At 48.2% G+C, this 20,447-nt stretch carries 19 protein-coding genes; 14 read left to right on the top strand and 5 right to left on the bottom strand.

Annotation, left to right across the window (positions count from 1 at the left end; all coding sequences use genetic code 11):
* Positions 1-137: 137 nt before the first annotated feature.
* A complete protein-coding gene (grcA, locus tag AC51G0_RS15960; RefSeq protein WP_496299703.1) occupies positions 138-515 on the bottom strand; it encodes an autonomous glycyl radical cofactor GrcA in 378 nt (125 codons plus the stop codon).
* Positions 516-878: 363 nt separating this feature from the next.
* On the opposite strand from grcA, the gene nfo reads away from it, so the two are divergent.
* The 4 genes from nfo to AC51G0_RS15940 all read left to right on the top strand — a co-directional run bounded on the left by nfo (position 879) and on the right by AC51G0_RS15940 (position 3,491).
* On the top strand, positions 879-1,724 hold the full coding sequence (nfo, locus tag AC51G0_RS15955; RefSeq protein WP_496299702.1) for a deoxyribonuclease IV: 846 nt from the start codon (positions 879-881) through the stop codon (positions 1,722-1,724).
* Between the two features lie 199 nt (positions 1,725-1,923).
* A complete protein-coding gene (locus AC51G0_RS15950) occupies positions 1,924-2,052 on the top strand; it encodes a hypothetical protein (RefSeq protein WP_496299701.1) in 129 nt (42 codons plus the stop codon).
* Positions 2,053-2,153: 101 nt separating this feature from the next.
* Positions 2,154-2,834, top strand: a complete 681-nt coding sequence (gene ung, locus AC51G0_RS15945; protein WP_496299700.1) for a uracil-DNA glycosylase — start codon at positions 2,154-2,156, stop codon at positions 2,832-2,834.
* 123 nt (positions 2,835-2,957) lie between these two features.
* Positions 2,958-3,491, top strand: coding sequence for a hemerythrin domain-containing protein (locus tag AC51G0_RS15940; protein ID WP_496299699.1), 534 nt, complete (start codon positions 2,958-2,960; stop codon positions 3,489-3,491).
* An 83-nt stretch (positions 3,492-3,574) separates the two neighbouring features.
* On the opposite strand, the gene AC51G0_RS15935 is transcribed toward AC51G0_RS15940, so the two are convergent.
* Complete coding sequence (locus tag AC51G0_RS15935; RefSeq protein ID WP_496299698.1) at positions 3,575-3,757, bottom strand: DUF3545 family protein; 183 nt, start codon at positions 3,755-3,757, stop codon at positions 3,575-3,577.
* A gap of 532 nt (positions 3,758-4,289) precedes the next feature.
* On the opposite strand from AC51G0_RS15935, the gene AC51G0_RS15930 reads away from it, so the two are divergent.
* The gene (locus AC51G0_RS15930; protein WP_496299697.1) at positions 4,290-5,720 is read left to right on the top strand and encodes an alanine/glycine:cation symporter family protein; all 1,431 of its coding nucleotides are present in this window, start codon (positions 4,290-4,292) and stop codon (positions 5,718-5,720) included.
* A gap of 109 nt (positions 5,721-5,829) precedes the next feature.
* Positions 5,830-6,606 (top strand): peroxide stress protein YaaA, encoded by a 777-nt coding sequence (gene yaaA, locus AC51G0_RS15925; protein WP_496299696.1) that lies wholly within the window; start codon positions 5,830-5,832, stop codon positions 6,604-6,606.
* 108 nt (positions 6,607-6,714) lie between these two features.
* On the opposite strand, the gene srmB is transcribed toward yaaA, so the two are convergent.
* The gene (gene srmB / locus AC51G0_RS15920; RefSeq protein WP_496299695.1) at positions 6,715-7,986 is read right to left on the bottom strand and encodes an ATP-dependent RNA helicase SrmB; all 1,272 of its coding nucleotides are present in this window, start codon (positions 7,984-7,986) and stop codon (positions 6,715-6,717) included.
* A 183-nt stretch (positions 7,987-8,169) separates the two neighbouring features.
* The gene (locus tag AC51G0_RS15915; RefSeq protein WP_496301981.1) at positions 8,170-8,886 is read right to left on the bottom strand and encodes a tRNA1(Val) (adenine(37)-N6)-methyltransferase; all 717 of its coding nucleotides are present in this window, start codon (positions 8,884-8,886) and stop codon (positions 8,170-8,172) included.
* 440 nt (positions 8,887-9,326) lie between these two features.
* Here AC51G0_RS15915 and brnQ point away from each other — a divergent pair, with 440 nt between their 5' ends.
* Positions 9,327-10,592 (top strand): branched-chain amino acid transport system II carrier protein, encoded by a 1,266-nt coding sequence (gene brnQ / locus AC51G0_RS15910; protein ID WP_496301980.1) that lies wholly within the window; start codon positions 9,327-9,329, stop codon positions 10,590-10,592.
* A gap of 66 nt (positions 10,593-10,658) precedes the next feature.
* Here the strand turns inward: brnQ and fldB are convergent, their stop codons facing one another.
* Complete coding sequence (fldB, locus tag AC51G0_RS15905; RefSeq protein WP_496299694.1) at positions 10,659-11,177, bottom strand: flavodoxin FldB; 519 nt, start codon at positions 11,175-11,177, stop codon at positions 10,659-10,661.
* Positions 11,178-11,473: 296 nt separating this feature from the next.
* Here fldB and xerD point away from each other — a divergent pair, with 296 nt between their 5' ends.
* From xerD to AC51G0_RS15870, 7 genes are all read left to right on the top strand, one after another.
* A complete protein-coding gene (gene xerD / locus AC51G0_RS15900; RefSeq protein WP_496301979.1) occupies positions 11,474-12,328 on the top strand; it encodes a site-specific tyrosine recombinase XerD in 855 nt (284 codons plus the stop codon).
* A 162-nt stretch (positions 12,329-12,490) separates the two neighbouring features.
* On the top strand, positions 12,491-13,213 hold the full coding sequence (dsbC, locus tag AC51G0_RS15895) for a bifunctional protein-disulfide isomerase/oxidoreductase DsbC (protein WP_496299693.1): 723 nt from the start codon (positions 12,491-12,493) through the stop codon (positions 13,211-13,213).
* Positions 13,214-13,332: 119 nt separating this feature from the next.
* Entirely contained in the window at positions 13,333-15,057 is a 1,725-nt protein-coding gene (gene recJ / locus AC51G0_RS15890; RefSeq protein WP_496299691.1) for a single-stranded-DNA-specific exonuclease RecJ, read from the top strand.
* A 235-nt stretch (positions 15,058-15,292) separates the two neighbouring features.
* Positions 15,293-16,391 (top strand): peptide chain release factor 2 gene (prfB, locus tag AC51G0_RS15885; protein WP_496299689.1). Its coding sequence is split into 2 segments (ribosomal slippage): positions 15,293-15,367 and positions 15,369-16,391, totalling 1,098 coding nucleotides; the frame shifts between segments, so codons are not numbered across the junction.
* Positions 16,392-16,423: 32 nt separating this feature from the next.
* Positions 16,424-17,929 (top strand): lysine--tRNA ligase, encoded by a 1,506-nt coding sequence (gene lysS, locus AC51G0_RS15880; RefSeq protein ID WP_496299688.1) that lies wholly within the window; start codon positions 16,424-16,426, stop codon positions 17,927-17,929.
* Between the two features lie 173 nt (positions 17,930-18,102).
* Entirely contained in the window at positions 18,103-18,525 is a 423-nt protein-coding gene (locus AC51G0_RS15875; protein ID WP_496299687.1) for a hypothetical protein, read from the top strand.
* A 420-nt stretch (positions 18,526-18,945) separates the two neighbouring features.
* Positions 18,946-20,220 carry a dicarboxylate/amino acid:cation symporter gene (locus AC51G0_RS15870; RefSeq protein ID WP_496299686.1) on the top strand — a complete coding sequence of 425 codons (1,275 nt, stop codon included), beginning with the start codon at positions 18,946-18,948 and terminating at the stop codon, positions 20,218-20,220.
* Positions 20,221-20,447: the final 227 nt, after the last annotated feature.

Below are 20,447 nucleotides of genomic sequence, written 5' to 3'. Positions count from 1 at the left end.
AAAGGCGTCAGTCAGAGAGCAAGTTAGCTGCTTTCTGGTTGGCGTTTTTTTTGTATCTGTCACTAGTTAGTGACAGATATAAAAAAACGGCATCAGAAATGCCGTTTTTAGAATGCAGTTTACTTAACAGCAGGTGATTATAGGCTGTTGGTAAAAGTACGAGCGATAACGTCGCGCTGCTGCTCTATTGTTAGAGAGTTGAAACGTACCGCATAACCAGATACACGGATTGTTAGCTGTGGGTACTTTTCTGGGTGCTTAGCTGCGTCTTCCAGAGTTTCACGCTTAAGAACATTAACGTTCAGGTGCTGACCGCCTTCGATTTTTGCTGGTGCTTCGATTGGCAGTTCGCGGTACTCGATGTCGCCCAGATCAGAAGTCGCAACAACTTGATCAGCGTCGAAACCTGCTTTTGCACTTACGCAACGCGCTTCATTGTTATCGCTGTCTAGTAGCCAGATAGAATTCAGTAGATCGTCGTTTGCCGCTTTAGTGATTTGAATACCTGTGATCATGACTTACTCCTCCGAAGGATGTCGTTAATTTTTTCGATTTTTGTGTCGAGCTGCGTATTATATACCCCGCCAGTCATAAATTGGTATTGATTTAGATCAAGTAACAACAAAAAACCTCAAATGTAATGCGGTTGTTTTTTTGAGCTAGGTCAATTAACTCTTATATTACCTGGCTTTTTATGTGTATTTTATAATTTAAAAAATATTTGAATTGATCATTTGTAGTAAATTTACAACATTTTTGGTGATGTATATCCATTATTCGTCGTGATAATGTGGCCTGTATCTGATCATTTTGTTGTGTCATTCGTTTGAAAATAACGCGTGAACACTGAGAGCAACGTTGTAGCAGAAGGTAGAAAAATGAAGTTAATTGGGGCGCATGTGTCAGCCGCGGGCGGAGTATTCAAAGCTCCGGAAAATGCAGCCAAGATCGGTGCGAATGCATTTGCACTGTTTACCAAAAACCAACGTCAGTGGATGGCCAAGCCGCTCGAGGAAGATGTGATCAAGGCGTTCAAAGCCCGCTGCCAGCAATATGGCTTCTCTCCGGAGGCCATTTTACCCCATGACTCGTACCTGATTAATCTGGGCGCACCCGAAACAGAGAAGCTTGAAAAATCACGTAATGCGTTTATTGATGAAATGCAGCGCTGTCGGCAGCTGGGGTTGACCTTGCTTAATTTCCACCCGGGTAGCCACTTAAAGAAAATCTCAGAGCGAGAATGTTTGGCATTGATAGCCGAGTCCATCAACCTGGCTCATCAGGAAGTGCCTGGTGTTATTGCTGTGATCGAGAATACAGCCGGCCAGGGCAGCAACCTAGGCTGGCGGTTTGAACACCTGGCTGAAATTATTGAGCAGGTTGAGGACAAGACTCGGGTCGGGATCTGTATCGATACCTGCCATACATTTGCTGCAGGTTATGATTTGCGTAGTGAGATGGCGACCGAAGCGACATTTACCGAGTTTGACCAGGTGGTGGGGATGGAGTATTTGAGGGGGATGCACCTGAATGACTCTAAAGGCGCACTGGGTAGCCGGATTGACCGCCACCATAGTCTGGGTGAAGGAGAGATTGGCTGGGATTGTTTCCGTTTCCTGATGCAGGATAAACGTTTTGATGACATCCCGTTGGTATTGGAAACCATTAACCCTGACATTTGGCAGCAGGAGATCAATACACTGCGCTCCTTTGTGCCTGAATAAGCCATATACGGCGTATTTTGATAGCACTCATTTAGGGCAACTGCTTGAAATGAGTGCTTTTTTGTTGGCTAAAATTGCACGGTGTGATCTTATCTCTTTGATTTTTAATGGTTTTGAGGTGTCTGAGTTTCTGGCATTAATCTTTCATAGCTCTATGTGAGATTTATTTTCTGTGTAAAGACAGGTTTCGGAGGCTTCTATGAACACTGACATGATGATTTTATGTATTGGCTTTGCAATGCGCTTTCCTCAGGCCAACCGTCCGATCCAGGGGCGTGGTCATTGGCGGACGCCCACTCAGCAGCATCACCATCCTGAACAAAAGTAGAGCATGATGAGAAGATGATTGCTCCTGATAGGCTGGTTGTGTTTTCTTCTTGAGGTAAGGCGACTAGAATGAGCGGTTGAATTTAGTATCAGGAGCAAATCATGAGCCAAGCAGTGACCTGGCAGGAGATCATTCACCAGGAGCAAAAGCAGCCCTATTTTCAACATATTGAGCAGTTCGTTGCTGCCGAGCGCGCGGCAGGAAAAGTGATCTACCCACCAGAGCAAGACGTGTTCAGCGCTTTTGATACCACACCATTTAAAGATGTTAAGGTCGTGATTCTGGGGCAAGACCCCTACCACGGCCCGGATCAAGCACACGGCTTGAGCTTTTCTGTGCGCCCTGGGGTTAAGACGCCACCTTCCCTGGCTAATATGTACAAAGAGCTGGCCACTGATATCCCAGGTTTTGATATTCCCCAGCATGGTTACCTTCAGCACTGGGCCGAGCAGGGCGTTCTGCTGCTAAATACAGTGTTGACTGTCGAGCAGGGCAGGGCACATTCGCATGCCAAGATCGGCTGGGAAACCTTCACTGATCGGGTGATTGAAGCATTGGACCGACATCTAGAGGGCGTGATCTTTCTGCTCTGGGGCGCGCATGCCCAGAAAAAAGGGAAGAAGATCGATGGTGACAAGCACTACATCCTGAAGTCAGCTCATCCTTCTCCATTATCCGCTTATCGTGGATTCTTTGGTTGTAAACATTTCTCGCAGGCTAATATGTTATTGGACCAGATGAATAAGCCAGCAATAGATTGGAAGTTAGAAGATTGTGTCTAATTGGTGCGAATGTGATTTTTTTGTAACTTATTTGAAAGATAAATAATCAGGATCAAAGCAGTTTTGTCTAGCTCGGCTTACACTCAAAACAAGGTTTAAGGAAGAATTGTCTGGGAGGGAGCTATGATGTTGGAAAGTATTCACACTGAACATGGCTATATCAACCGGCTGCTGAACATATTGCAGCAGAAGCTGGTTGCGATTCAGAATGGTCAGCCTGTGAATTATTGCTTGATCAAAGATATTGTTGAATATTTGCAAAAGCACGCTGAGTGCTGTCACCATCCGAAAGAAGACCTGCTGTATCGTTATTATCAGTCGCATTATGCAAGTTGTGGCGAAATGCAAAGCCTGGAAGCTGAACATATTGAACTGGCCAAGTTAACCCATGAGTTTTCCGATGCTGTGGATATGATCCTGATGGATGCAGTGATCCCTCTTGATGTCTTCGCTGAAAAGCTTAATACGTTTGTCGCAAGACAAAAAGCACATTTGGAATTTGAAGAAAAACACATTCTGCCTTTAATTCGCCGTACATTTACGGCCGAGGACTGGATAGCCATATCTGCGGAGTATAAAGAGTGTGAGTGCGATCCCCTATTCGGTGACAAGGTGTCCGAGCGATACCGGCATTTGGCTGCCCGTTTGACGACTTAGCTTAAATAACCGATGTGCACCGAGAGCGCACTAGACAAAAAAACGCCGGCATCAGCCGGCGTTTTGCTTAGCCGTGTGTAAAACTAGCTGATATCTATGTCATCAGGGTAATCCCTGAACATATCAATATCTTCCAACTCTTTACGAAGTCTTTGCCTGTCCTTTAGAGCTTCAATTTCCCGCCACTTGCGCTTAACTGGCTTGCTACGGGCACCACGGCGTGGTGTATCTGTTGCAAGAATGTCATCGAATGCATAGCTGTCCATAGAGCACCTCTTTCTTACAGATTAGTCTTTAGTTAAATATCATATCGGGAATTAAAATAAAATTGATGTGTTTCGCATTTGTTATCTATTTATGAATCTTTTATGTGCGTTCACTCGCAACTAGCTTACGCGTGGTTAAAAAGCGAACAGTAACAGCTGATTTGCTGCTGTTAGAAGGTTGAATTTTAAAGAATATAAATAACTATGCAGGCAGAGGCTAATGATGTCTGTTACCTATTCTCATGGTTAAGGCCGGGCGCTGCCATTCTCACCCTTGCATTCCGATTGGGCATATTGATTTTTAGCTGATATCCCTGCATGATCATGCGCCATCTGCAGTGATACAACACAAATCTGCTGCATTCAGGTACAGCATACCCATTGATTTGGGCTGGTTTTGTACCTGTCATTTACCACATAAAAAAGAACGACTAAGGTTGTTAGTAAGCAACCCTATTATTTTGATTTTATTCAGTGCTAATAGAAAAAGTACTGGGTACGGTCATTTTTTGAAAATTTTCGAGGGGTAGACGTGTCAAGTCAGATTAATTTTTTAAACGATCTGTTGTGGGGCTCCGTGCTCATTTACCTGCTTATCGGGGTAGGTGTTTTTTTTACCTACCGACTGGGGTTTATTCAGTTCCGGCATTTTGGCCATATGTTCAGCGTGATGAGGAACAGCCGAAAGTCAGATAAGGCCGGTATTTCGTCTTTCCAGGCGCTGTGTACCAGCCTGGCTGCCCGGGTGGGTACCGGCAATATGGCCGGGGTCGCGGTGGCGCTAACCCTAGGGGGGCCAGGTGCCATTTTCTGGATGTGGCTAATTGCCATGTTGGGAATGGCAACGGCCTTTGCCGAGAGTGCATTGGCACAGCTGTACAAGACCCGAGATGACGACGGTAACTACCGAGGTGGGCCGGCTTATTATATGGAAAAAGGTTTGGGAATGCGCTGGATGGGTGTCGTGTTCTCTATTTTCCTGATCATCGCATTTGGTTTGGTTTTCAACTCGGTACAGGCCAACTCCATCACCCTGGCGATGAACGTAGCCTTTGGCTGGAACCCGACGTATGTCGGGGTGGCACTGGTGTTCATGACCGGCGTGATTATTTTTGGTGGCCTGCGGGCGATAGCTCGTACTGCTGAGATCTTGGTTCCGGCAATGGCACTGTGTTATCTCGTACTGGCACTGTTCATTATGTTTACCAATATTGGCAAGCTGCCGGATGTGTTACTGATGATCTTCCGTAGTGCGTTTGGTTTGGAAGAAGCTGCATCAGGGGCGCTAGGTTACTCAATTGCCCAAGGCATGATCAATGGCCTGAAGCGTGGCCTGTTCTCCAATGAGGCCGGTATGGGCTCAGCGCCCAATGCGGCGGCATCAGCGACGCCTTACCCGCCACACCCTGCGTCTCAGGGTTATGTGCAGATGCTGGGGGTGTTTATGGATACCATAGTGATCTGCTCAGCAACGGTTGCGATTATCTTGATGTCTGGTGAATATGTGCCGCATGGCGAAATTACCGGTATCGAGTTGACCCAGCGTGCGTTGAGCTCGCAAGTGGGGGGCTGGGGCGCAATATTTATTGCGGTGGCCATTTTCTTTTTTGCCTTTACCTCGCTAGTAGCCAATTACTCCTACGCCGAGACCAACCTGATCTTCCTCGAGCATAACCATAAAGCGGGCCTGACGGTATTCAGGATCGTTGTATTGGGTATGGTGATGTTTGGTGCAATAGCGGATCTCCCGACGGTGTGGGCAATGGCGGACGTATCGATGGGGATGATGGCGATCATCAACCTGATTGCCATTGTATTGTTATCGGGCACAGTGGTGAAACTGGCCCAGGATTATAACAAGCAGCTGTCGCGGGGGAAGGTACCAACCTTCGACAGTAACGATTACCCAGAGCTGCATGCTCAGCTTGAAGAAGGGATCTGGGATCAGTCTGACAAGCGTTGATTGACTCAGCCTATCAGAAAAATAACCAAAGCCACGCGACTATCGCGTGGTTTTTTTTTGCATCGGTGTTAATCTTTCGATCAGTTAGCCTTAATGGGAATAAAGCCTTATGTTAATTGTGGTTTCTCCAGCAAAAACACTTGATTATGAATCGCCTCTGGCAACACAGACCTATACCCAGCCTGAGCTGACCGATCATTCGGCTGAGCTTATTGAGGTGTGCCGTGAACTGACTCCGATGGACATTGCCAGTTTGATGAAGGTCAGTGACAAAATCGCCGGATTGAATGCCGCACGTTTTGCTGAGTGGCAACCGGAATTTACCATTGAGAATGCCCGCCAGGCTATTTTGGCCTTTAAGGGCGATGTCTATACCGGCCTGGCTGCGGAAACCCTGGCTGAGGAGGGCTTTGCTTATGCGCAAAAGCATCTTCGTATGTTATCTGGCCTCTATGGCTTGTTGAGACCTCTGGATTTAATGCAACCATACCGCCTGGAAATGGGTACTAAGCTTGCCAATCCGCGTGGTACCAACCTGTATCAGTTCTGGGGCGATATTATCACCGACAAACTGAATGCCGCCTTGGCAGAGCAGGGCGATAAGATCCTGGTCAACTTGGCTTCGAACGAGTACTTCAAATCGGTAAAACCGAAGAAGCTTGATGCACAGCTGATCACGCCAGTATTCAAAGACTGCAAGAATGGTAATTACAAGGTTATTAGTTTCTATGCCAAGAAAGCCCGAGGCTTGATGGCTCGCTATATCCTTGATAATAAAGTTGATTCAGTAGAAGTCCTGAAGCAGTTTGATGTGGCGGGATACTATTTTGTCCCGGCAGAATCGACGGACAAGGAACTAGTCTTCAAGCGCGAAGAACAAAAGTAACTCAACCTTGATAAAGTGCACGGCAGTGGTTACGAAATAGGTTTGTAGGTAAATAAAAGGCAGGGTCATCCCCTGCCTTTGTTGTTGATGAGTGACGTCTAAGAAGGCTTATGCGTCTTTTTTGCTACTTGGCTTTTGCGGTGCCGCTTTGTTTTTCTTCTTTGCCGCTTTCTTCACTTTGGCCGCTTTGAGCTTCTTGTCGACTTTTACTTTTTTCTTCTTAACGGTTTTCGACTTTTTGCTAACTGGTCGTAATCCGCTGATAAAGCGCTCAGGCACTTCTTCTTTCATGTATCTACCCACACGCTCGATCATTGGTTGATCGTGTGCTTCGATGAGCGAGATTGCAGTCCCTTTTTTGCCTGCACGAGCGGTTCGGCCGATCCGGTGTAGGTAGACATCTGAAGTACGTGGCATATCGAAGTTAATCACATGGCTAACATCCGGTAAATCGATACCACGAGCCGCAACGTCGGTCGCAAGTAACACGTTGACTTCACCGTCGCGGAAACGTGCGATCGCATTGTTACGTGATACCTGCGCCATTTCACCTTGGATCCAGCTACATTTGATATTCATCGCTGCAAGCTGATCACGTAGGGCACCGAGGCGCTCACGTGTTTTGATGAACACAATACTGCGCTCAGCCTGATGATTCAGGATGTTTTCCAACAAGGCCAGCTTGTGGTTCATATCATCACAACGCAGGTACAGTTGGTGGATCTTCTTGCGTTCACGGCGTGAAGGCTCTGAATTGACTTCTACAGGCTCAGTTAGAATAGTCTCTGAAAATTCACGTACACCCTTACCTTCCAGCGTTGCAGAGAACAGCAGGCTCTGGCGGCGCCAACGGCATTCTTTATTGATGCGCTCAACAACTTTGGTAAAGCCCATATCCAGCATGCGGTCTGCTTCATCCAGGATCAGGCATTCAATAGCACGACAGTCAAAGCGTTCCGCTTCGATGTATTCCATCAGACGGCCCGGTGTTGCCACAACGATATCCTGTGTTTTACCTAGCAGCTCAGCATGCTCGTCATACGAGATACCACCAGTAATCGTGAAGATTTTCTGGTTGGTAAACTTCGCCAGTGCACGGGCCTGATCTGCCACCTGAATGGCTAGCTCGCGGGTTGGTGTTAACACCAAAACACGCGCAGGCCCCGGCCTTTTACGCGGAAAGTCTTGCAGGTGCTGAAGCATTGGCAGAAGAAAAGCGGCAGTTTTTCCGGTACCAGTTGGAGCGGAAGCCAGAACATCTCTACCGTCCAGGGCATGAGGGATAGCCTGGGCCTGAACAACGGTCGGGCGGTCATAGCCGACCTCTTCAATCGCTTGTAACAGCTCGCTATCTAACTCTAATTCGGAAAAGTCTCTCACCAGTCATCTCTCCTCGGGAATAAGACTAACGCCAGTCATTACTCTCAATTTAGTATGAGATAATGACGAGAGGCATTGATATAAGGGGCGGCATTATAGAGACAATTGCCGCAAGTATCACCGATTAAAGTATAAAAACTTCGTGATTAAGTCATCTTGCGACACTCTGCCCCCGGTATGTGCTCAAAGCTTAAGGTAAAAATCACGGGTCAGTGCTGAGAATGACTCAGAATATTGTCCTTGGTGATGGATGGACAGCTGTTCGGTGTGCATGCCACCTGGTAGCGGAGAAAGTGCGATTAGTAAACGGCTGACAGGTTTTTTCTCTGTACTGCGTACTTCGCACAGTTTACGGCAGAAAAGTTGAAAAGCTGGAGCCAGCTTGATCAACTGCCGACCTTCGTACTCGGGCAGGATCAGGCTGGCGGTGCCTGTTTCACAGAGCAAGTGCCGGATCGTAGCCAGTAGTTTTTGGTGGGTCAGGCTGTCGGTATGGCGAGCCGTTGCCCGAGCCTGGCAGCCAGCCTGCAAGCCTGAATTAAAATAAGGCGGATTGCAGACGATAGTACCAAAGGCCCCGGCGGCTTGCTGGGCTGCCCAGCTTTCAATATTTTGCTCAATGCATTGCAGGCGATCAGGCCAGGGTGATTGTGCGAAGTTGTGGCCGGCAGCCTTAGCCGCTGCATGATCAATCTCGACCGCCACAACAGGGGGAGCGGCCTCAGCAGTGCGCTGGGCGGCAATCAATGCCAATAGCCCGCTGCCGGTACCAATATCTAGGATCTGGCCATGTTCAACTAATTCCGCCCAAGTTCCCAGTAATACCCCATCGGTACTGACTGGCATACCGCAGCCGAAATCATCAATATGGAACTCTTTGAAAGTAAACCCTTTTGCCATCATATCTCCGTCAGGTTCAACATCAACGCCCTATGGCCGTGCAATTCGGCTACCAGCGTCATTAGAACAGCATTATAGCCAGTTAGTTTTAGACTTCAGAATATTTTAATTTTGTTAATTTGTTGTTGAATAGATATTGATGCTATTTTTTATCTTTTTAATAAGCCTGATTTATTGGTTTTATGTGTTTGTTGGGGTTCTAAATTTGGTGTGTTGTGCTGGTTTTTTGGTTGCCAAGCCAAAGATTATGGTGTTTATCACTGGGTGGTTGCTTATTGTTCTCTTTTTCTTCATTATGCTGCGATATATGTCACATTTAGCAGTAAGTATTTGTGACAAATAATTCTAATATCGTAAACACATCATACAGACAGATAACGAGTGGAAGGTGCAGTTTGAATAAAACACTCAAGATTACAGACATACTGGCGTTAGGTTTTATGACCTTCGCGTTTTTCTTAGGGGCGGGAAATATCATTTTTCCACCTCAGGCAGGTTTATCCGCAGGTGAAAACCTACTCCCGGCGATGTTCGGTTTCCTCTCTACCGCAGTGGGCCTACCGCTGATCGGTATTATTGCCGTCGCTGTTGCGGGTGGTGGCTGGAGTGGTCTGACTCGCGACTTGCCACCGAAAGTGGCGACCCTGATGGCTGTGCTGATCTTCATTATTATTGGTCCCGCTTTTGCAGCACCGCGTACAGGTCTTGTGGCTTACGAAATGGCAGTTAAGCCTTTCATTACTGATGCTGGCCAGGCAAGCCTGACCATTTTCTCCGTTGCTTTCTTTGCCGTTGCCCTGTTCTTTGCCTGGTCTCGTGGCAAGCTGATCGACATGATTGGTAAATTCCTGACTCCGGCTCTGTTTGTCGTGCTGGCGGTACTGGCTATCGCGGTGTTTGTTAACCCGCAGGGTGAGATCCTGGCAGCCCAGGGCGATTATGTTGACATGGCGTTCACCAAAGGTTTCCTTGAAGGTTACAACACCATGGATACGTTTGCGGCGCTGATGTTCGGTATGCTGATTGTTGATGTTATCCGCAAGAAAGGCGTGACTGACGAGAAAGCGACTTGTACTTATCTGATTTATGCTGGTGTGATTGCCGCTGCCGGTCTGGCATTTGTGTATATCTCACTCTTTTACCTTGGCGCAACCAGTTCGGTTGTCGCGGCTGGTGCCGATAACGGCGGTGCTATCCTGGCTGTTTATGTTCAGGCGCTATTTGGCCCTGTTGGTCAGATGATCCTGTCAACTATCGTATTGCTAGCGTGTCTGACAACAGCTATTGGCCTGATCAGTGCGTGTTCTGATTACTTCAGCTCTCTGACTAAGCTGTCTTACGAAAAGTGGGCGGTTATCCTGGCTGTGGTGTGTGCCGTAATTGCCAATGTTGGCCTGAGCCAGCTGATCGCACTGTCGATTCCGGTTCTGTTTGCGCTATACCCGGTTGCTGTTGCCTTGGTTGTTCTGACCTTTGTGCGCCAGTGGATGCCAAACCCGCGTGCCGCTTACCGTATTGTACTGCTGGTATCGTTTATCTTTAGCCTGATTGATGCCGCCAAGTTCATGGGTATCGACATGTCAGCGCTGAATGTACTGCCACTGTTTGACTTCGGTATGGCATGGGTACTGCCGACCTTCGCGGCACTGGTTGTCTCCCGCTTTGTCGGTGGCAAAGCCGAGCAGCAGGAAATTCAGACTGCTTAATCGCTGATCGACAGTCAACAAAAACGGGGTGCCATGGCATCCCGTTTTTATATCTGAAGCAAAATATTATAGCGTTTCGCTGTACTCGGTCAGGATTTGTTCGCACCATTGGGTGATACGATCATCGCTAAATTCATATTGGCTGTCTTCATCCAGTGCCAGGCCGACAAAGAAGTTCTGGTCTTCGGTCAAAGCCTTTGAAGCTTCGAACTCATAGCCTTCGTTAGGCCAGTAACCAACAAAGTGTGCACCTGTCGGCAGTAGTTTGTCATGCAGCATGCCCATCGCATCGAGGAACCATTCGGTATAGCCTTCCTGATCGCCAAGGCCAAACAGGGCGACAGTTTTCCCTTTTAGCGAGAGTCCGTCCAGCTGTTCCCATACGGCTTCCCAGTCCTCCTGCAGCTCACCAAAATCCCATGTCGAGATCCCGAGGATCAGCATATCGAAGTTATTCATTGTGCTGATATCTGCTTCTTTGATGTTGTGCAGTTCGACCAGCTCTGCGCCGATACAGTCACGGATTTTCTCTGCTGCCATTTCGGTGTAACAGGTGGTTGAGCCGTAGAATAAGCCAATTTTCATGCTGCTAGTCCAGTAGGTTTGTGCATTAGAACAATAGCTGGGGATTTTACCTAGGTTGGCGGCTGTTGACTAATTCTGTGTGCCGCAAGATGACGCTGGAGCTGGGTAAAGTGAATGTTGTCATAAAAGTGGTGGGGGAATTTGACAGTGAAATGGCCAGTTACTTTTGCTGATAAATAGACTACCATGACAAAACTACTGTGTATTTATCCATGTGTTAATGCGATGGATTAGTCGATTGGTTAGAGGTTGTGGTGGAAAACGACGAAGTGATCATTGAGCGGTTTCTCGATGCTATGTGGATGGAGCGAGGGTTGTCTGAAAATACCTTAACTTCGTATCGCAATGATTTAAATAAACTGTGTCGCTGGCTCGAACAGGAGAAACTCAGCCTGGACAGCGCCTCCGTGGACGATTTGCAGCGTTATCAGCAGTGGCTGTTTGATGCTGATTATATGCAGACCTCCCGGGCTCGCATGGTCTCGGCAATCCGGCGGCTATACCAGTACCTGAACCGGGAGAAAATTCGGGAGGATGATCCAAGTGCAATGTTAGTCAGCCCGAAGCTGCCCAAACGCCTGCCGAAAGATATCAGTGAAGAGCAGGTTGATGCCCTGCTGGATGCGCCGGATCCCAATGATCCTATTGAGCTGCGAGACAAGGCGATGCTGGAGCTGCTCTATGCAACGGGATTGCGGGTCACTGAGCTGGTTAGCCTGACCATGGAGAATGTCAGTCTGCGCCAGGGGGTGGTACGGGTTACCGGTAAAGGAGACAAGGAGCGGTTGGTTCCGATGGGAGAAAATGCCGTCGACTGGATTGAACAGTTTCTTGAAACCGGGCGCCCGCAGCTGCTGGGCGAGAAAAGTTCAGATGTCGTGTTTCCAAGCAAGCGTGCCAAGCAAATGACACGGCAGACTTTCTGGCACCGGATCAAACACTATGCCGTGTTGGCCGGTATTGACTCAGACAAGCTTTCTCCCCATGTCATGCGGCACGCTTTCGCGACTCATTTGCTTAACTATGGGGCTGATCTGCGGGTGGTCCAGATGTTGTTGGGCCACAGTGATTTGTCTACCACGCAAATTTATACCCATGTGGCGACAGAGCGGCTCAAGCAGCTGCACGAAACGCATCATCCAAGGGCTTGATTTGGTGTCTCAGGGCCAAACCGTTACAATGCGATATACTGGTTGCTTATTGATAGGCTTGGTTATACTGAAAGAACCTATTATTAATTGAACTATGAAAGTTTTTCGGACTCTTAAGGGTCTTACTAGTTATCCATATTATTGCTGAAAGGAAATAGTCGAATGCACTTTTTTGGCCGTACGATACTTGCAACTGCTGTGGCACTTACTGCTTTTACAGCAGCGGCTAAGCCTGATGATGCTGCAATCAAGACGAAACTCAGTGGATTGGGGTTAGCTCCGGTCTCGATTACACCGTCTCCGCTTTCTGGTTTGAATGAAGTGGTAACAGACCGTGGTATTGTTTACGTTTCTGACGACGGTAACTATTTCCTTGCTGGCCAGCTATACCAGAACGATGGTGCCCAGCCCGTCAACCTGACGGAGCAGAAAATGGCCAAGCTGAACAAGGCTAAGCTGGCGGGGATGGAAGGCGAGATGATCGTCTATCCGGCCAAAGACGAGAAGTACGTTGTGACCGTATTCACCGATACCAGCTGTGGTTATTGCCGCAAGCTGCATAGCGAGATGCAGGCCTACAACGATGCCGGTATTACTATCCGTTACCTGGCTTTCCCTCGTGGTGGTGAACGCTCACGTAACTTTGCCGAGATGAGTGCTATCTGGGGAGCGAAAGATACGGCGAAGGCCATGAATGAGGCGAAAAGTGGCGAGTTTAATGTCAGCGGCATCACCCAGCGTGAAGATCTTGTCCGCAAGCACTACCAGCTCGGTGTGGCGATGGGTGTCAGCGGTACGCCTGCCATGATACTGGAAGATGGTACCATGCTGCCGGGTTACCAGCCTGCCGGTATGCTACGCAAAATGCTTGATAGCCGAAGCTAACAACATCGTCTCATTGTTATTGAAACCCGAATTCGAGTGATCGGATCCGGGTTTTTTCTATTGGGCAGAACGCCTATAATGCCTAGACCTTCAGAATCCAGCCCGGACTTAGCCTTGTTATGATTGAAATAAAACGCCGACCATCTGCCGATATTACTGGCTTTTCCGATGCTATCCATCCGTTGTTGAAGCGGATTTATGCCAGCCGGGGCTTGGCTGGTGATGCTGATCTTGAGCGTGGTGCCCGCGGTTTACTGGGGTTCAACCAGCTCTATGGCATTGAGCCTGCCGTGCAGTTACTGGTGTCGGCATTGGCGGATAACCAGCGGATCATCATCGTTGGTGATTTTGATGCTGACGGGGCGACCAGCTCTGCGCTGTCGGTGCTGGCGCTTAAAATGCTGGGCTGTCGCAATGTCGATTACCTGGTTCCGAATCGTTTTGAGGATGGTTATGGCCTGAGCCCGGAAGTGGTCGATCAGGCTGAGGAGCGTGGTGCCGAACTGATAATGACGGTGGATAATGGCGTATCGTCTATTTCCGGGGTTGCCGCAGCGAAAGCCAAGGGGATGCAGGTATTGGTCACCGACCATCATTTGCCGGGGAATGAGCTGCCGCAAGCCGATGCCATCGTGAATCCCAATCTTCATGAATGCGGTTTCCCGTCCAAGTCTCTTTGTGGGGTCGGGGTGGCGTTTTACCTGATGCTGGCATTGCGGGCGGAGCTGCGCCAAAACGGTTGGTTTAACCAGCAGGGAATTGCGGAGCCTAATCTGGCTGAGTTGCTGGATTTAGTGGCTCTGGGGACCGTTGCCGATGTCGTTGCGCTAGATGGCAATAACCGTATTCTGGTTCACCAGGGGCTGCAGCGTATTCGTGCGGGTAAGTGCCGGCCGGGGATCCAGGCACTGGTTGAAGTCGCCAATCGCGATCCGGCGCGGCTGGTTTCAAGCGACTTAGGTTTTGCTCTCGGGCCGCGGATCAATGCTGCAGGGCGCCTTGATGATATGTCGTTCGGCGTCGAGCTGCTGCTTTGCGATAATATCCAGGCTGCCCGGCGGATGGCATCGGAGCTGGATGCACTGAACCAGACCCGGAAAGAAATCGAGCATGGAATGAAAGAAGAGGCCCTGGCTATCTGCGAGCGCCTCAAGTTTAACCAGCAAGACATGCCCTATGGCCTGGCACTGTTCCAGCGTGACTGGCACCAGGGGGTGATTGGTATTTTGGCTTCTCGGATCAAAGAGCTATACCACCGTCCGGTGATTGCGTTTGCCGATGCCGGCAAGGGAGAAATCAAAGGCTCTTGCCGTTCCATTCCTGGCCTGCATATGCGCGATGTGCTAGATCTCATCGATACCCAAAACCCAGGAATGATTTTAAAATTCGGTGGCCACGCCATGGCGGCGGGTTTGACTATCCCAGAAGACAAACTGGCGGCATTCAGCCAGGCCTTTGATCAGGCGGTGCGCAAGGAGCTGGATGAAGATGCGCTCAAAGGTGTTTTGCTAACCGATGGTGAGCTGGACAGTTATGAGCTGAATTTGCAAACGGCCGAACTGCTGCGCTCGGGGGGGCCTTGGGGACAGCAATTTCCCGAGCCTATGTTTGACGGTAGATTCCGCCTGTTGCACCAGAAGCTGGTGGGCGGCAAGCACCTTAAAATGATGCTGGAGCCGATTGCCGGGGGCAGCGTGATTGACGGGATTGCCTTTAACATTGATATTCGCCGTTGGCCGGATGCCTCGGTGCAACAGGTTCAGTTAGTGTACCGCTTGGATGTCAATGAATTTAGGGGAAATAGCAGTGCTCAGCTGATGGTCGAGCATATCGAAGCGCTATAGCCAATAGTCATGAAAGCTCAAGGCAGGGTCGTTGAGACTCTGCCGCGGCGATCAAGATCACGCTTTTTCTCATGCTAGAGAGAGTAAACAGATTATTTCAAGATGGTGACGACACTGTTTCTGTGATCGGGTTTAAAAAATAAATTCACCGATAACCTTTCTTCCCCTCTGTATATTCTATCAACAATTCGATAGAATCCTCCGGTTACGTCCATTTCAGCTATGAAGAGTGGCAATGTTCGAGATTAATCCTATTAAAAACCGACTTGAGGATGTGTCAGCACGTACTGATATCCTTAGGGGGTACCTTTGACTATGATGCTAAGAAAGAGCGTCTAGAAGAGGTAAATGCAGAGCTAGAGCAACCAGATGTATGGAACGAGCCAGAACGTGCTCAAGCTCTGGGTAAAGAACGCGCAGCATTAGAAGCGGTGGTTGATACAATCGATCAGTTAGACCAAGGCGTAGAAGACGTTGAAGGTTTACTTGAGCTGGCGATTGAAGAAGACGATCAAGAAACGTTTGATGAGATAGAGCCTGAACTGGCAGAGCTGGAAGCCAAGCTTGCGAAGCTTGAATTCCGCCGTATGTTCGCGGGTGATCATGACGAATCTGATTGTTATATCGATCTACAAGCAGGTTCGGGCGGTACAGAAGCCCAGGACTGGACATCAATGATGCTACGTATGTACTTACGTTGGGCTGATGCGAAAGGCTTTAAGACTGAAGTAATCGAAGTCTCTGAAGGCGATGTGGCTGGCTTGAAGTCAGCAACTGTTCGTATCAGTGGTGAGTACGCGTATGGCTGGCTACGTACCGAAACGGGTGTTCACCGTTTAGTGCGTAAATCACCGTTTGACTCCGGTGGTCGCCGTCATACCTCATTTGCTTCTGCGTTTATTTATCCGGAAGTTGATGACAACATTGATATCGATATTAATCCTTCTGATTTACGTATTGACGTATACCGAGCTTCGGGCGCGGGTGGTCAGCACGTTAACACCACCGAATCTGCGGTACGTATTACTCACCTACCTACCAATACCGTGGTGCAGTGTCAGAATGACCGTTCTCAGCACAAGAACAAAGATCAGGCGATGAAACAGTTGAAAGCGAAACTGTTTGAGCTTGAGATGCAAAAACAAAATGCTGAGAAGCAAGCCAGTGAAGACTTGAAGTCTGATATTGGTTGGGGCAGCCAGATCCGTTCCTACGTACTGGATGACTCCCGAATTAAAGATTTACGTACCGGGGTGGAAAATCGTAACACCCAAGCGGTACTTGACGGCGATTTAGACCGTTTTATTGAAGCTAGCCTGAAATCAGGTCTGTAACCGAATTCGGTTAAAAATTTAAAGGTTACCCCATGACTGATCAATTACAAGATGAGAATAAGCTGATTGCCGAGCGTCGCGCGAAACTGGATATGATCCGCGAGAACTGTAAAGCAAATGGCCACCCGAATGATTTCCGTCGCGACAGCCTAGCGGCAGACCTGCAGGCTAAATACGGCGAAATGTCAAAAGAAGAGCTGGAAGAAGCGGGCAACGTCGTTGCTATCGCTGGCCGTGTAATGGCTAAGCGCGGTCCTTTCCTGGCGATTCAAGACGTATCTGGCCGTATTCAAGCTTATGCAGCCAAAGATGTTCAAAAAGACCTAAAAGAAAAATATTCTGGCCTGGATATCGGTGACATCATCGGTGTGAAGGGTGAGCTTCATAAGTCAGGTAAAGGTGATCTTTACGTGAACATGAGCGAGTACGAGTTGCTGACCAAAGCACTACGTCCTCTGCCAGAGAAATTCCACGGCCTGACTGATCAGGAAATGCGCTACCGCCAGCGTTACGTTGATCTGATTGTGAATGACGATTCTCGTAAAGCGTTTGTGATCCGCTCTAAAGTCGTTTCTGCAATCCGCAACTTCATGGTAGAAAAAGACTTCATGGAAGTCGAAACGCCGATGATGCACGTGATCCCGGGTGGTGCGACAGCACGTCCGTTCATCACTCATCACAACGCGCTAGATATCGAAATGTTCCTGCGTGTTGCGCCTGAGCTATACCTGAAGCGCCTAGTTGTTGGTGGCTTCGAGCGTGTATTTGAAATTAACCGTAACTTCCGTAACGAAGGTCTATCGCCTCGTCATAACCCTGAATTCACCATGATGGAATTCTACATGGCGTATGCAGATTACAACGATCTGATGGATCTGACGGAAGAAATGCTTACCAAGATCGCGACTGACGTACTTGGCTCTTCAAGCATGCCATACGGCGATGAAGTTGTAGAGTTTGCTGGTCCTTATCCGCGCCTTAGCATGCTGGATGCGATTAAGCAGTACAACCCAGACAATGCGACTATTCAGCAAATGACCTATGACGATGTTCGCAACATCGACTTCATGCGTAACCTGGCTGAGTCTTTGAGCATCGCGATTGAAAGCTTCTGGACTTGTGGCCAGCTACTGGAAGAAGTCTTCGGTGAAACGGCTGAGCCGCAGCTAATCCAGCCGACTTTCATCACAGAATACCCTGCGGACATCTCTCCACTGGCACGTCGTAATGATGATAATCCGTTCATTACAGATCGCTTTGAGTTCTTCATCGGTGGCCGTGAAGTGGCCAATGGCTTCTCTGAGCTTAACGATGCACAGGATCAGGACGAGCGATTCAAAGCACAGGTTAATGCGAAAGATGCCGGTGATGACGAAGCCATGTACTACGATGCTGATTACATCACAGCGCTTGAGCACGGCCTACCGCCAACGGCAGGTCAGGGTATCGGTATCGACCGTCTGGTGATGCTGTTTACCAACACGCACACGATTCGTGACGTGATCCTGTTCCCGGCAATGCGTCCTCAAAATGGCTAATACCTATTAAGGTATCACACCATCTTTAAAAGCCACCCATCGGGTGGCTTTTTGTTTTGTGATTCTAATCAATGGTTTAATTTCTATTGGTGTCTCTTGTTGCATTTGAGTGATGTATTATTGCTGGGGGGGGGGCAATTCGCCCGTGAATAACAACAAGAGAAGGGATTACAATGAAGTACCGTATTGCGTCATTGGCCATTGCAACTGTTTTACTGTCAGGTTGTATGTCAACCAAGCTGACGCCGCCACCCTCTGATTATTTGGGAAGCTTGCCCGCTGAATATAAAGCGAAGCTAAATGAACTTAATGATTTGCCTTCCACGCCTTTTCGCGGTGGCGTCCAGACTTTCCAGTTTGATGAAGAGAAGTCGTTGCTGACGATAGTGTTTCGTTTGCCTAATCCCCGCTGGGAGTGGGGTTCCAATAAGTTTGAAGCACAGAAAGAGATGTTTCCATATGTATGTGAGAAATTTGGTCCTGTGATTGATCAGGGGCTGGGAGTACGCTATTGGTATTCAGGTGGTCGTGGTTTTGTGACCGATGTTGTAACCCAAGATACCTGTCAGAAGTTAACCCACTCAATCGAAAGCTAAATTTATTCACCTTTGCTCTTGGCAACGAGATGGTGTTGCCAAGAGTTGATGGACTATTCCTGCTCCCTACCGTAATTTCCAATAGTGGAAATTATTCCTCTTTTATTCCTATAGTGGATTATTGTGTGTGATTAAATTCACATTACCAGTAATTTTTGCCCTCATAAACAGAACGATATTCTGCGAATATTGTTCTATTTCCCCTGTCGATAAGTTACAGATTTATATATGTTTTAGTTTGTTGTTCTGTGATTTGTCTGATCTAACAGTGTTTAATTTTGTGTGCTGTTTGTAGTTAAATTGTAAAAATTGTTCTTTTCAGTCGGATTCATCTGTGTAAAATGTCGCCCAACCCACGAGGAACAGTGGGAACAGGAAGTAAGCGAAACTTAAACAAGCACAACCTACTGGAGATGGACGATGAAGAAATCGCTATCAGGAAAGATATTCGCAGGCCTATTTGCTGGTCTGATATTAGGTACCGCGATTCAGTACCTGTTTAACGGCGTTACATTGATGGATACCTATGTACTTGGCCTGGCAGAAGGTGCTGGCGGTATGTTCGTATCACTGATCAAGTTATTGGTCGTGCCATTAGTTTATGTCTCGATTGTTTGCGGTATCGTTGATCTGAAAGACATCACGGCATTTGGTCGATTGGGTGGTAAAACCTTTGGTCTTTACATTATTAATACCATCATTGCGATCACCGCAGCACTGACGGTTGGGATGATTTTCCAGCCAGGCGCTGACGCGAACCTCGCCGGTACGGTATCAGAAACTGTTACACTGACAACGACTGAAACCCCTGATATTTTCTCACTGATTGTTAACATCGTACCAAGCAACCCAGTACAAGCTTTTGCAAGTGGAGATATGCTGCAGATTATCTTCATGGCGATTCTGACAGGTCTTGCAATTCAGGCACTTGATAGCCGTGGTGGCCCTGCCATCAAGACATTCAAGATGGCAAACGAAATCATGATGAAGCTGGTTGGCCTGGTGATGAGCCTGGCACCATTCGGTGTATTTGCCCTGATGGTTCAGCTAGGTGCAACCTTAGATGCTAACACGCTGATGTCGGTAGCAGGTTATGTCGCGCTGGTTGTTGCGATGCTGGTATTCTGGATTTTCTTCTTCTATCCAATGATGGTAGGCCTGACAACGGGTATCAAACCTTCTCAGTTCCTACGCCATACCCGTGAGCAGATCCTGTTCTCGCTATCAACAGCAAGCTCGAACGCAACTATTCCAGTTACAATGCGTACCCTGACGGATAAGATTGGTGTGTCGAAGTCAGTTGCAGGTTTCGGTGTACCGTTAGGTGCGACCATGAACATGTCAGGTGTGTCTATCTACATCGCACTGGCAACTATCTTTGTCGCTAACGCTTTTGGCCAGCCAATCAACAGCGCTGACCTATTCACCCTAGGCCTGACTATCTTGCTACTGTCTATCGGTGCCGGTGGTGTTCCAGGTGGCGGTGTTGTGATGGTCGGTGTCTTGCTTCACCAACTAGGCCTGCCACCAGAAGGCCTGGCGATTGTAGCCGCGGTTGACCGTATCAATGATATGTTCTGTACCAGCTCTAACGTAGTCGGTGATACAGCAGTCAATACCATTGTAGCGAAAAGCGAAAATGAGATTGGTGTAGAAGAGAGCGACGCTCCAGCCGAGACAGTAACAGTGAGTTAATTCACACTAAGATGATGATTTAAAAGCGCCTTCGGGCGCTTTTTGCGTTTTGGCACGATAAATAATGTGAAACCCTTACCAAGATATTAATTATAATAGTAAACAAGTTGCATCATTTTAAGCGAGCGACTTATCATCAAATAAGGAATGGCTTTTGCAACAATACGCCGAGGTCGTTAGCAACCGGGTGAGATGTTTGAGTACTGGCAGATGGAAAGGCGGTGAAG

The sequence above is a fragment of the Photobacterium sp. HL06 genome (assembly GCF_059552575.1).
The sequence above is the reverse complement of the archived record's forward strand: the minus strand, read 5'-3'. Positions and strand labels throughout refer to the sequence as shown.

Excerpts from the sequence above, each read along its gene's own strand:
- grcA (WP_496299703.1), bottom strand. The coding sequence starts at position 515 with ATGATCACAGGTATTCAAATCACTAAAGCGGCAAACGACGATCTACTG.
- nfo (WP_496299702.1), top strand. The coding sequence starts at position 879 with ATGAAGTTAATTGGGGCGCATGTGTCAGCCGCGGGCGGAGTATTCAAA.
- AC51G0_RS15950 (WP_496299701.1), top strand. The coding sequence starts at position 1,924 with ATGAACACTGACATGATGATTTTATGTATTGGCTTTGCAATGCGCTTT.
- ung (WP_496299700.1), top strand. The coding sequence starts at position 2,154 with ATGAGCCAAGCAGTGACCTGGCAGGAGATCATTCACCAGGAGCAAAAG.
- AC51G0_RS15940 (WP_496299699.1), top strand. The coding sequence starts at position 2,958 with ATGATGTTGGAAAGTATTCACACTGAACATGGCTATATCAACCGGCTG.
- AC51G0_RS15935 (WP_496299698.1), bottom strand. The coding sequence starts at position 3,757 with ATGGACAGCTATGCATTCGATGACATTCTTGCAACAGATACACCACGC.
- yaaA (WP_496299696.1), top strand. The coding sequence starts at position 5,830 with ATGTTAATTGTGGTTTCTCCAGCAAAAACACTTGATTATGAATCGCCT.
- AC51G0_RS15915 (WP_496301981.1), bottom strand. The coding sequence starts at position 8,886 with ATGGCAAAAGGGTTTACTTTCAAAGAGTTCCATATTGATGATTTCGGC.
- brnQ (WP_496301980.1), top strand. The coding sequence starts at position 9,327 with ATGACCTTCGCGTTTTTCTTAGGGGCGGGAAATATCATTTTTCCACCT.
- fldB (WP_496299694.1), bottom strand. The coding sequence starts at position 11,177 with ATGAAAATTGGCTTATTCTACGGCTCAACCACCTGTTACACCGAAATG.
- xerD (WP_496301979.1), top strand. The coding sequence starts at position 11,474 with ATGTGGATGGAGCGAGGGTTGTCTGAAAATACCTTAACTTCGTATCGC.
- dsbC (WP_496299693.1), top strand. The coding sequence starts at position 12,491 with ATGCACTTTTTTGGCCGTACGATACTTGCAACTGCTGTGGCACTTACT.
- recJ (WP_496299691.1), top strand. The coding sequence starts at position 13,333 with ATGATTGAAATAAAACGCCGACCATCTGCCGATATTACTGGCTTTTCC.
- lysS (WP_496299688.1), top strand. The coding sequence starts at position 16,424 with ATGACTGATCAATTACAAGATGAGAATAAGCTGATTGCCGAGCGTCGC.
- AC51G0_RS15875 (WP_496299687.1), top strand. The coding sequence starts at position 18,103 with ATGAAGTACCGTATTGCGTCATTGGCCATTGCAACTGTTTTACTGTCA.
- AC51G0_RS15870 (WP_496299686.1), top strand. The coding sequence starts at position 18,946 with ATGAAGAAATCGCTATCAGGAAAGATATTCGCAGGCCTATTTGCTGGT.